This window comes from Paucibacter sp. Y2R2-4, assembly GCF_025717535.1.
Classification (GTDB): Bacteria; Pseudomonadota; Gammaproteobacteria; order Burkholderiales; family Burkholderiaceae_C; genus Paucibacter_A.
This window is the reverse complement of sequence record NZ_JAJIRO010000001.1, coordinates 80,467-92,155: the sequence shown is the minus strand read 5'-3', so window position 1 is coordinate 92,155 and position 11,689 is coordinate 80,467. Positions and strand designations below refer to the sequence as shown.

The following is an 11,689-nucleotide window of genomic DNA, read 5'->3' as shown; positions in this document are numbered from 1 at the left end:
GCACGAAATTGCTAAACAGATAAATCAGATTTTGCTGATTTATGTTGACTCAGGCAATCAATAAAGTTCAGCCACCCCAACACTGCAACTCAAGCGGAGCCCAAGCCAATGACAAACAACACGCACCCAATCTCGCCCATCGCCCTCATCACCGGCGGCAGCCGCGGCCTCGGAAAGAGCACCGCACTTCGTCTGGCCGCGCAGGGCAGCGACATCATCCTCAGCTACCGCAGCCAGCGCGCGGCCGCCGAAGCCACCGTGGCTGAAATCCAGGCGCTCGGCCGCCGGGCCGTGGCTCTGCCGCTCGACGTGGGGCGCAGCGCCGATTTCGAAGCCTTTGCCGCTTCGGTGCGACAAACCCTGGCCGACACCTGGCAGCGCGAACGCTTTGACCACTTGGTTAACAACGCCGGCGAAGGTGTGCACCAAAGCCTGATGGAAACCAGCGAAGCACAGTTCGACGCCCTATTTCAAGTGCATCTGAAAGGCGTGTTCTTTCTGACGCAAAAGCTCTTGCCGCTGATGAACGACGGCGGCCGCATCGTCAACATCTCCAGCGGCTTGACCCGCTTCGCCCTGCCCGGCTACGCCGCTTATGCCGCAATGAAAGGGGCGGTTGAAGTGCTGAGCCGCTATATGGCCAAGGAATTGGGGCCAAGAGGCATTGCCGTCAACACGCTCGCACCGGGCGCCATTGCCACCGACTTCGGCGGCGGAACGGTACGCGACAACGCGCAGGTGAATGGATTCATCGCCGCGCAAACCGCACTCGGCCGAGTCGGCCAGCCGGAAGACATCGGCGGCGCCATTGCCGCCTTGCTGGGCCCCGGTAGCGGCTGGATCAATGCACAGCGCATCGAAGCCTCGGGCGGCATGTTTGTCTGAATGAGCGCCGCCGCATCAGGCGGCTTCATGCCAGTTCAGCTCCCGTCTTTGGGCTCAGCCGGCGTGGCTGCAGCCACCCGCGCAATCATCACCTGGTCAACACGGTGGCTGTCCACATCCACCACCTCAAAGCGCCAACCCTCCCAGACCACCTGATCGGTGCGTTTGGGAATGCGGCGCAGCATCACCATCAAGAAGCCGGCCAAAGTGTCGTACTGGCCGGCATGCGGCCAGGTTTCAAACTCCAAGGCGCGCTGCACATCAGGAATCGGCGTGATGCCGTCGGCCAGGAAGGAGCCGTCCTCGCGGCGCACGATTTGCTGCTCTTCGTCATAGGACGCCACCAGATTGCCCATCACCGTGCTCATCACATCGTTCAGGGTGATGATGCCGACCACCAGGCTGTACTCATTGACGATGACGGCAAAGTCTTCCAGCTTTTCACGGAACTGCGACAGCACTTCGGACAGCGTCAAACGGTCCGGAACGATCAGCACTTTCTTGACCAAGCCCTCGGCGCTCAGCTCGATGGGCTCGCCACGCAAGACGCGCTGAAACAGTGCGGTGGCGTCGACATAACCAACCACTTGATCGATTTCGCCTTCGCAGACCAAATAGGTCGAAAACGGCTGCTCGGCAATGCGGGTGCGGATGATGGCGTCATCATCGGTGAGCGAGAAGTAAGCGATGCGCTCGCGCGTGGTCATCGCGCTCTCCACCCGCCGCGTGTCCAGCTCGAACACGTTCTCAATCATCTGCTGCTCGGCATCGGCCACCACACCGGCCTCGTTGCCGGCTTCGGCCAGGGCCAAGATGTCAAGATGGGTGATGCTGTTGTCGCGCGCCACTGGGCGACCCATCAAGCGAATCAAGACATCGGTCAGGGAGCTGAAAGCCCAGGTCAAGGGCTTGAGCAAGGTGACCAGACCCAGCATGGGTCCGATGACCGCCATGGCCATGCGCTCAGGCTCGCTCATGGACAAACGCTTGGGCACCAAGTCGGCCAACACGATGAACAAGGCAGTAATGCTGGCAAAGGACAAGGCGAAGGCCAAGGTCTCGGCCTGCTCCGGCGCCATCAGCAATTGCAAGGCGGCTTGGTAGTGCGGCGTCAAAGCGCCTTCACCGACGATACCGCCCAAGATAGCCACGGTATTGACGCCGATCTGCACCACGGTGAAGTAATGGCCGGGCTGCTCTTGCACTCGCAAGACGCGCTCGGCGCGCGAGTCGCCCTCATCGGCCAGCTGTCGCAGCTTCAGACGACGCGAACCGGCCAGCGAAATCTCGGCAATCGAGAAGAAAGCACTGCTGGCGATCAAGGCGGCAATCAACAACAGACTGGTAAGCAAGCGGCAACTCCTGACTAAGGCGAGCTTAGCTCCAAACTTAACTGAACAAACGCCGCGCAGCCAAGCTGCCCGCCGCCAAATCACGCGAGGCCAGCGCGCGATACAGCGTGGTCAACTCCTGGCCGATCGCGGCAAAGGCGTGCAAATTGAGGATCTGCCCGCGGTCATCACAGATATCGGCCTCGATATCGCGGGCCAGTCCGCGCGCCGCTTCTTGCCAAGAGGCAAAGGGCTCCAAGGCCTCGGGCGTTTGCGGCACGTCCAGCGACAGCGAGATTTCCCGCAGCGAAGACTGTTGGGGATTCTCAGCCAAGGCTGCTTGCGGCTCAAAATTCAGGCACAGAATCGGCGGCGCGCCTTCGTCTGCCGAGGCCATCACCAAGCGGCCGGGCATGGCGCCGGGCACAAAGCCATGGCGCAAGGCCATCTGCTGCACATAACCCAGCGTCCAAGCGGCCGTCTTGGCACGCAAAACAATCGCCAGCTGCGCATCATGATCGCCGGCAAAGTGATCCAACTCGCGAGCGCGGCCCACCACGTCCAGCATGTCGGGGAACTGCACAAAAGCGCCGATGCCATCGGCAAAGCCCTGCACTTTTTGCACGAACTCCGAGTACTCGATTTCATTCATCGCGCCATTGCGATTGGCCATCTGCACGCCGGCCTGAAACTCGCCGTAGCGCTGCCCCGGTGTGGGCAGTTCCCAATCGCCGGTTTCGGCATTCAAACCTTCAATGTGAAAGGGCTTCGTACCGGCGCGGCGGCTGCCGGGCAAATGCGAGAGCGCCATTTCGCCGCTGATGGGGGTGTCCAGGGTGATGGTGGCAATGGCGTCGATCAAGGCGTCGATGCGGGCCGAGGGCTTGCGCGGTGCACGTGCGACCACCGGCACCGTTTCGTCCAAGCTCGGCGACTCAACGCTGGGCTGTAGATCGTCCATGCCGGGCTCGACGCGGGTGCCGCCGCCGTCCATCATCGGTTCCAACTGCACCTCGGCGCGGCGCGGCCCTGCCTTGCGGGCGGTCCAGGCGCCATGCGCCACCACACCGACCAACACAACGCCACCCGAGACGGCAAGCATTTCAGTCAAAGTCATTGCGTCAAGCCTCCGCCATGGCCAAGGCCTTGTCCATATCCACCGCCACGATGCGGGAGACACCCTGCTCCTGCATGGTCACACCAATCAGTTGTTCAGCCATTTCCATTGCAATCTTGTTGTGTGAGATGAAGAGGAACTGGGTTCCGCTGCTCATCTCGGCCACCAGCTTGGCATAACGCTCGGTATTGGCGTCATCCAGCGGCGCGTCCACCTCGTCCAACAAACAGAACGGGGCGGGGTTGAGTTGAAAGATCGCGAACACCAAGGCGATCGCGGTCAGCGCCTTCTCTCCGCCCGAAAGCAGATGGATGGTGCTGTTTTTCTTGCCCGGCGGCTGGGCCATCACCTGCACACCGGCATCCAGAATTTCGTCGCCGGTCATCACCAGCTTGGCCTGCCCGCCGCCGAAGAGCACAGGGAACATACGCCCGAAGTGCATATTGACTTGATCGAAGGTCGCGCCCAGCAGGTCGCGAGTTTCCAGGTCGATCTTGTGAATCGCGTCTTCCAGCGTCTTCATGGCCGACATCAGGTCGGTGCACTGCGAATCCAAGAAAGTCTTGCGTTCACGTGCGGCGGTCAACTCGTCCAGCGCGGCCAGATTGACGGCGCCCAGCGCCGCGATTTCGCGGTTGATGCGGTCGATCTCGCCTTGCAAGCCGTAAAGCTTGACCTGGTCGGCTTCAATGCCTTGGGCCAGCGCTTCCAGATCCACCGCGGCAGCCACCAGCTGCTCCATGTACTGTGCGCCGCCCAGCTGCGCGGCTTGTTCTTCCAGCTGCAGCTTGGTGATGCGATCGCGCAGCGGGTCCAGGCTGCGCTCAAAGGTCAGGCGCTGCTCATCGGCCTTGCGCAGGCGCAGGGTCAGGTCGTCATAGCCGCTGCGCACAGCGGCCAAAGCCTGCTCGCGCTCCATCTTCAAGGCCAGCGCGTCCTGCAAGCCGGCTTGCGCGGCGGCGTCATTGAGCGTTTCCATCTCTCGCTGCAGGCTCTCGGTGGACTGGCTATTGGTCTGCATCTGCGATTGCGCGGTTTCGATGGCGCGCTGCAACTCGCCACGGCGTGAGGCCAGCGCGCGTGCGCTGTACTGCGCTTCTTGAGCGCGGCGTTCCAAAGCGCGCAACTGTTCGCGTGCTTCGCCCAAACGGCGCTCGGCCAGCAGCGTGGCGTCTTCCAATTCGGCGTGGCGCTCCTGCGTGGTGGCCAGCTGGATGTCCAACTCCTCAAAGCGCGCTTCACCGGTGACGCGGCGCTCTTGCAACTCTTCGGACTGCGCGTCGATCTCGAACAGCTCCTCTTCCAGCTGCGAACGGCGGCTGCTGGCGGCCTCGGCTTGCTGAGTGAGGCGCAGCAATTCGACCTGCAGCTGATGGGCCCGAGTCTGCGTTTCAGCGGCTTCGCGGCGCAGATTCTGCAAGCGTTGCGAGGCCTCGGAGTAAGCCGCCTCGGCGCGTACCAGCGCAGTCTTGGCGTCGTCGGTGATCACGGCTTGCGCGCGCAGCTCCAAGACCAGGTTTTCGATCTCCTGGGCCCGAGCCAACATGCCGGCCTGCTCGGTGTCTGGTGCGTAAAAGCTCACCGCAAACTGGCTGACCGCATGGCCCTGGGGCGTCATGATCAGCTCGCCATGGGTCAGGCGCGAGCGGCTCGCCAGCGCTTCGTCCATGGACGCGGCGGTGTAGACGCCCTCCAGCCAATCATTCAACAAGGCCTTCAAGCCGGCGTCATCCAAACGCAGCAAATCACTGAGCCTTGGCAGCGTTTCATGCGTATTAGCAATCGCCGCCGATGGGGGGGAATAAAAAGCCAGTCGCGCCGGCGGCGCATCTTGCTCGAAAGCGCGCACCGTTTCCAAACGCCCCACCTGCAAGGCGCTCATGCGTTCACGCAAGGCGGCCTCCAAGGCGTTTTCCCAGCCGGACTGGATGTGCAGCCGGGTCCACAGCCCTTGCAGACCGTCCAGGCCATGCTTGGCCAGCCATGGCAACAACTTGCCTTCGGTCTGCACTTTTTCCTGCAAAGCTCTCAGCGCTTCCAGGCGCGCCGACAAGGCTGACTGCTTGGCCATTTGCTGATTGGCGTCTTGCTGCGTGTTGCGACGTGCGTCTTCATAAACCGGCACTTGCTCGGACAGCTCATGCAGGCGCGCGTCGGCCATTTCTTGCGCCTCGGTGGCAGCGTCGCTCTGGCGCTTCAATTCGGCCAGGCGTTCTTGCTCGGGGGCGGCCAGGCCTTGGCGTTCGGCCGCCAAACGCTCGCGGCGGGTGCGCAGCTGGCGTGACTGCTCGTCGACGCTGCGGCTCTCAGCGGCCAGCACCTGGATCTGCTGCTGCACCTGCACCACTGCAGCGCGCTGCTCATTGGCACGGTTTTGCGCCGCACGCACCGCGTCTTCGGCATTGGGCAGATTGGCGCCCTGCTCTTCGGCTTGGGCGGCGAGGATTTCGCTTTGCTCTTCGGCCGCCGCGATTTGCTCGGCAATCGTCTCCAGCTCCGCCTGGGCTTGCAGCGAACGCTCTTCCCATTGCTGGCTTTGCGACTTCAGATCCAAGAGGCGGGCCTCAACCCGCTGGCGGCCTTCGACCACATAGCGAATGCGCTCTTCCAGGCGGCTGACTTCCAGCTGTGCCTCGGCGAAACGGCCTTGCGAGGCGTGCAACTCGTCGCCGGCTGCGTAATGGGCTTGACGCACCGTCTCCAGCTCGGCCTCGACCTGGCGCAACTCAGCCATTCGCGATTCCAGTGCGTTCACGGCTTCCAGGTGCTCGGTCTTGACGCGGCCTTGCTCGGAGGTGGCATCGCGATGCTTGAGGAACCAAAGCTGGTGCAGCTTCAAAGTGCCGGCGTCTTGCAAGCTGCGGTAGCTGGCGGCCACCTCGGCTTGCTTTTCCAGCTTGTCGAGATTGGTGTTCAGCTCGCGCAGGATGTCGTCCACGCGGGTCAGGTTTTCGCGGGTGTCTTTCAGCCGATTCTCGGTCTCGCGACGACGCTCTTTGTACTTGGAGACGCCCGCAGCTTCTTCCAAAAACATGCGCATCTCTTCCGGCTTGGATTCGATGATGCGGCTGATGGTGCCCTGGCCGATGATGGCGTAAGCACGCGGCCCCAGGCCTGTGCCCAAGAACACGTCCTGCACATCGCGGCGGCGCACCGGCTGGTTGTTGATGAAATAGCTGGAGGTGCCGTCGCGCGTCAGCACGCGCTTCACCGCGATTTCGGCGAACTGATTCCATTGCCCGCCGGCGCGACCGTCTTCATTGGAGAACACCAGCTCAACGCTGGAGCGGCTGGCGGGCTTGCGGTTGCCGGAGCCATTGAAGATGACGTCCTGCATGGACTCGCCACGCAACTCAGACGCCTTGCTCTCGCCCAGCACCCAGCGCACCGCGTCCATGATGTTGGACTTGCCGCAACCGTTGGGCCCCACCACGCCCACCAGCTGCCCGGGCAGCTGAAACACCGTCGGATCGGCAAAGGACTTGAAGCCCGAGAGCTTGATCGAATTCAGACGCATGGGTGCGAGATGAGGTGAGCCCGATCGCCCAAGCCCCGCATGCCGCCATAGGCCTCCCGGGGGCTCCAGCAATCGTTGCTAAGCCGTTGATTTATTTATACAAAAGCGCCACAGGCGGGCGCTTTGTCTGGGCTGGATGATACCATTGGGCCCTCCCCCTTCTACTCATGAGCGTGAGCATCAGCGGGCTGCTTGTCGGCCCCATGTCGCGCCGCACTGAATTCATGGCCAAGAACAACCCGACCGTCAAAGAAGCCAAGCAAGCGCCAAAGCCTAGCGCCAAGCCTTCCGCCAAGCCTTCTGCCAAGCCCGCCAACAAGACTACCAACAAGGCCAGGCAAGACCTTGAACTCGAGGCCAAGACGCGAAAAGTGTTGAAGCTGGCCCCCAAGGCCGGCACGGCAGGCAAGGCCGCTTCGAGCGCAGTCAAGCCCCGCAAGGCGGCTGCCCCTGTGCTGGAGAGCCAAGTCAGCATGGAGATGGCGCCCAAGCAGCGCGAAATGCCGCCAAATCCGCCCTCGCGCCCCAGCAAGGAATTGCATGCCTTCCCTAACCCGGCGCCCGAGCGGGACTATGTGATTCAGTTTCAGGTGCCGGAGTTCACCTGCCACTGCCCGCTGACCGGCCAGCCCGACTTTGCGCACTTCACCATCGACATGATTGCGGACAAGTACTGCGTCGAGCTGAAGAGCCTGAAGATGTACTTCTGGAGCTACCGCAACGAAGGCGCTTTCCACGAGAAGGTCACCAACACCATCTTGGAAGACATCGTCAAGGTGACGAATCCGCGCTTCATCCGCATCACTGCCAAGTGGTATGTGCGCGGCGGCATCTACACCAATGTGGTGGTGGAGCATCGCAAAAAGGGCTGGCAGCCGCTGCCCCGGGTGGACTTGCCCGAACATGGCTTCCAATCGGGCCTGCTGGCTTGATCAAGCCCAATCGGCACAGCAAGAGCTTGGACCTTGGCTTTTCCCACCAGTAGCAGCCATCAGCTGAGCGCTGTTCGCGTGCGGCGCAGCCGCATTGACGGCTTCGGCGTGTTTGCGGACGAGAGCGTGCCGCAGGGCACCAAGCTGGGAGAGCTAACCGGCGAAGCCATCAGCGTGGCCGAGGCTAGGCGGCGCGCCGAGGGTCGCCAGCGCATCATGCTGGTTGAAATCTCGGCCAGCCGCGCGATTGACGCCACCCGCTCCGACGACCCGATGCGCTTCACCAACCATTCTTGCGCGCCAAACGCCCGCATTGCGGTGGAGGCCGGTGCCATCGAGTTCTTTGCCTTGCGCGATTTGCAAGTGGGCGAAGAGATCACGGTGGCTTATGGCGCGACTCACCACGAAGGACGGCTGGCCTGCCGTTGCGGCAAGCCCGGCTGCGCTGGCTGGCTTTGAGCGGCGCGGCCGCCGCGCCATGATTGGCCTCGGCAATCAAGCGCCCAAGCCATGAAGAAGAGACCGAAAGAACGTACATGACGCCTCCCGCCCCGCACAACCCCTTGCTGGACAAGCTGCATCCCTACCCCTTCGAGCGCCTGCGTGCGTTGAATGCGGGCATCCAGCCCAATCCAGCCTTGCGCGCCATCAGCCTGGGCATCGGTGAGCCCAAGCACCCGGCGCCGCAGCTGATCGAAGACGCGCTGATCGCCAGCGTGAAGACGCTCTCGGTCTACCCGGCCACCGCCGGCGAGCCGCGCTTGCGCGAAGCCATCTGCCAATGGCTGCAGCGCCGCTACGGCTTGGCGCTAGACCCCGCCAGCCAGGTGCTGCCGGTGAACGGCTCCCGCGAGGCCTTGTTCGCTCTGGCGCAGACCGTCATCGACGCCAGCCGCCCGGGCGCCACCGTGGTCTGCCCGAATCCCTTCTACCAAATCTACGAAGGCGCAGCCTTGCTGGCCGGCGCGCAAACGGCTTTTGCCAACAGCGACCCCACCAAGAACTTCGCCGCCGACTGGAGCCAGATCGACGCCGACACTTGGGCCAAGACCCAGCTGCTCTACGTCTGCTCCCCCGGCAACCCAACGGGCGCGGTGATGCCGCTGCAAGAGTGGAAAACACTGTTTGAGTTGAGCGATCGCTATGGCTTTGTGATCGCCTCGGACGAGTGCTATTCGGAGATCTATTTCCGCGAGGAAGCGCCGCTGAGCGGCCTGCAAGCTGCAGCGCATTTGGGCCGCGCGGACTTCCGCAATCTGATTGCCTTCACCAGCCTGTCCAAGCGCTCCAATGTGCCGGGCTTGCGCAGCGGCTTTGTGGCCGGAGACGCCGCCCTCATCAAGAAGTTCTTGCTCTACCGCACGTATCACGGCAGCGCCATGAACCCGATGGTGCAAGCGGCCAGCATCGCCGCCTGGGGCGATGAGGCCCATGTGGTGGCGAATCGCGAGCAATACCGCGCCAAGTTCGCCCAGGTCACGCCGCTACTGGCTCAGCATATGGAAGTGGCCCTGCCGGATGCCGGCTTTTACCTTTGGGCCGCCGTGCCCGCCCATATGAATGGCGGGTGCGACATTGCCTTCGCTCAGGGCTTGCTGGCTCAATACAATGTCGCGGTATTACCAGGCAGCCTGCTGGCGCGTGAAGCGCATGGTGTCAATCCCGGCGCTGGGCGTATCCGTCTGGCGCTGGTGGCGGAAGTGGGCGAATGCCTGGAAGCCGCACAGCGGATTGCCGACTACTGCCGCGCTTACCCAGCGCCGGCCGTGGCTGTTTGATTGACCCCAAGCCCGTACTCGCCCGCTCTCGCCCGTTCTCCTCTGCCCCTGTTCATTCCTTTTTGCGCTCAATAGCTCATGACACAAAATCTGCAATCCACCATCGAACTGGCCTGGGAAGGTCGCGCCAACATCACCACCAGCAACTCGCCCGAAGTGCGCGAAGCCGTTGAGCATGTGATGGCTGAGCTGGACGCGGGCCGCCTGCGCGTGGCCGAGCGCCAGGGCGTGGGCCAGTGGACGGTGCACCAGTGGCTGAAGAAGGCCGTGCTGCTGTCCTTCCGCCTGAACGACAACCGCCTGATGGGCGCCGGCGACACCACCTTCTTCGACAAGGTGCCCACCAAGTTCGGCGGCCTAAGTGAAGACGCGATCCGCGCCATGGGCGTGCGCGTGGTGCCGCCCGCCGTGGCCCGCCGTGGCAGCTTCTTGGCCAAAAACGTGATCTTGATGCCCTCTTACGTGAACATCGGCGCTTATGTTGATGAAGGCACCATGGTGGACACCTGGGCCACCGTCGGCAGCTGCGCTCAGATCGGCAAGAACGTGCACCTGAGCGGCGGCGTGGGCATCGGCGGCGTGCTGGAGCCCCTGCAAGCCAACCCCACCATCATCGAGGACAACTGCTTCATCGGCGCCCGCTCGGAAGTGGTGGAAGGCGTGATCGTGGAAGAGAACTCGGTCATCTCCATGGGCGTGTACATCGGCCAGAGCACCCCGATCTATGACCGCGAAACCGACACCGTCAGCTACGGCCGTGTGCCCGCTGGCTCGGTGGTGATCAGCGGTAGCCTGCCCAAGAATGAGGGCAAGTACAGCCTCTACGCCGCCATCATCGTCAAGAAGGTCGACGCCGGCACCCGCGCCAAGACCAGCATCAACGACCTTCTGCGCGCCTAATTTCGGCACGCAGCAGCGGCGACAACAAGAGCGATCAACAAGGCAGCGGGAGGCGCGCAATGAGCAGCGGAAACATGGAGCGCATCCTGCGCCTGATGGCGGACAAGGGGGCGTCCGACGTTTACCTGTCGGCCAATATGCCGGTGCTGATCCGGTTGAATGGCCAGATCGTGCAGTTGTCCGACCAGGTGTTGACGCCGCTGCAACCCCGCCAGTTGATCGCCGAGGTGGTGGAGCCCGCCCAGATGGCCGAGCTGGACCAAAGCGGCGAGCTGAATCTCGCCGTGTCGGTCAGTAAGGTGGGGAGTTTTCGCCTCTCGGGCTTTCGCCAGCGCGGCAGCATTGCCGGCGTGTTCCGCCACATCCCGCACAACATCCCCAGCCTGGAGAGCCTGAACCTCCCCCCGGTGCTGGGCAAGTTGGTGCAAGAAAAGCGCGGCCTGATCCTGATGGTGGGCGCGACCGGCACCGGCAAGAGCACCACGCTGGCCTCCATGCTGGAGCAGCGCAACCAGACCATGACCGGCCACATCCTCACCATCGAGGACCCGCTGGAGTACCTGTTCACCAACAAGCGCTCGGTCATCAACCAGCGCGAAGTCGGCCGCGACACCGCCAGCCTGCAGATTGCGCTGAAGAACGCCCTGCGGCAGGCGCCGGACTGCATTTTGATCGGCGAAATCCGCGACCGCGAAACGATGACGGCAGCGATTTCCTATGCCCTTTCTGGCCACCTGGTGCTGGCCACGCTACACGGCAATAACTCCTACCATGCACTGAACCGGATTCTGTCCTTCTACACGCCGGAGTCGCGGCCAGCGCTGTTGAACGACTTGGCGGCGGGCCTGAAGTCCATCGTCTCGCAGCGCCTGGTGCGTGCCGCCGCCGGTGGACGCATTCCGGTGATCGAGATCTTGATCAACTCCAAGCTGATTTCTGAGCTGATCGAGCAAGGCGACTTTGCCGGCGTCAAAGAAGCGATGGAGAAATCGATTGCCGAGGGCTCGCAGAGTTATGAAGAGCATTTCGCCAAGCTGATCACCGAGGGCACCATCACCCGCGAAGAAGGCCTGGCCTTCGCCGACTCACCGACCAATCTGCTCTGGCGCCTGCAAAACGAGGCACCCGGTGGCACCAAGCCGGTGTCCCATGTGCAAGAAAAGGCCAGCGACGAGGCCAGCTTCACCGAAATCACGCTTGACGTCCGTCACGACTGAACGCAGCAGCAC

At 62.8% G+C, this 11,689-nt stretch carries 9 protein-coding genes; 6 read left to right on the top strand and 3 right to left on the bottom strand.

The window, feature by feature from the left end:
• The first annotated feature begins 108 nt into the window (after positions 1–108).
• A complete protein-coding gene (locus LNV06_RS00380; RefSeq protein WP_263536265.1) occupies positions 109–885 on the top strand; it encodes an SDR family NAD(P)-dependent oxidoreductase in 777 nt (258 codons plus the stop codon).
• Positions 886–920: 35 nt separating this feature from the next.
• On the opposite strand, the gene paeA is transcribed toward LNV06_RS00380, so the two are convergent.
• Genes paeA through smc form a run of 3 tightly spaced genes read right to left on the bottom strand, consistent with a single transcriptional unit; the run spans position 921 to position 6,850 of the window.
• The gene (gene paeA / locus LNV06_RS00375; RefSeq protein ID WP_263536264.1) at positions 921–2,237 is read right to left on the bottom strand and encodes a polyamine export protein PaeA; all 1,317 of its coding nucleotides are present in this window, start codon (positions 2,235–2,237) and stop codon (positions 921–923) included.
• Between the two features lie 37 nt (positions 2,238–2,274).
• Positions 2,275–3,333 carry a cell division protein ZipA C-terminal FtsZ-binding domain-containing protein gene (locus LNV06_RS00370; protein WP_263536263.1) on the bottom strand — a complete coding sequence of 353 codons (1,059 nt, stop codon included), beginning with the start codon at positions 3,331–3,333 and terminating at the stop codon, positions 2,275–2,277.
• A 4-nt stretch (positions 3,334–3,337) separates the two neighbouring features.
• Positions 3,338–6,850: a chromosome segregation protein SMC gene (gene smc / locus LNV06_RS00365; protein ID WP_263536262.1), complete on the bottom strand. Its 3,513-nt coding sequence runs from the start codon at positions 6,848–6,850 to the stop codon at positions 3,338–3,340.
• A 500-nt stretch (positions 6,851–7,350) separates the two neighbouring features.
• Between smc and queF the strand changes: the two genes are divergently transcribed.
• The 5 genes from queF to LNV06_RS00340 all read left to right on the top strand — a co-directional run bounded on the left by queF (position 7,351) and on the right by LNV06_RS00340 (position 11,677).
• Positions 7,351–7,782: a preQ(1) synthase gene (gene queF / locus LNV06_RS00360; protein WP_263537471.1), complete on the top strand. Its 432-nt coding sequence runs from the start codon at positions 7,351–7,353 to the stop codon at positions 7,780–7,782.
• A gap of 33 nt (positions 7,783–7,815) precedes the next feature.
• Positions 7,816–8,241, top strand: a complete 426-nt coding sequence (locus tag LNV06_RS00355; protein ID WP_263536261.1) for an SET domain-containing protein — start codon at positions 7,816–7,818, stop codon at positions 8,239–8,241.
• Between the two features lie 77 nt (positions 8,242–8,318).
• Positions 8,319–9,560 carry a succinyldiaminopimelate transaminase gene (gene dapC / locus LNV06_RS00350; RefSeq protein ID WP_263536260.1) on the top strand — a complete coding sequence of 414 codons (1,242 nt, stop codon included), beginning with the start codon at positions 8,319–8,321 and terminating at the stop codon, positions 9,558–9,560.
• Between the two features lie 78 nt (positions 9,561–9,638).
• Positions 9,639–10,460, top strand: coding sequence for a 2,3,4,5-tetrahydropyridine-2,6-dicarboxylate N-succinyltransferase (gene dapD, locus LNV06_RS00345; protein ID WP_263536259.1), 822 nt, complete (start codon positions 9,639–9,641; stop codon positions 10,458–10,460).
• Positions 10,461–10,519: 59 nt separating this feature from the next.
• Positions 10,520–11,677 (top strand): PilT/PilU family type 4a pilus ATPase, encoded by a 1,158-nt coding sequence (locus LNV06_RS00340; RefSeq protein WP_263536258.1) that lies wholly within the window; start codon positions 10,520–10,522, stop codon positions 11,675–11,677.
• Positions 11,678–11,689: the final 12 nt, after the last annotated feature.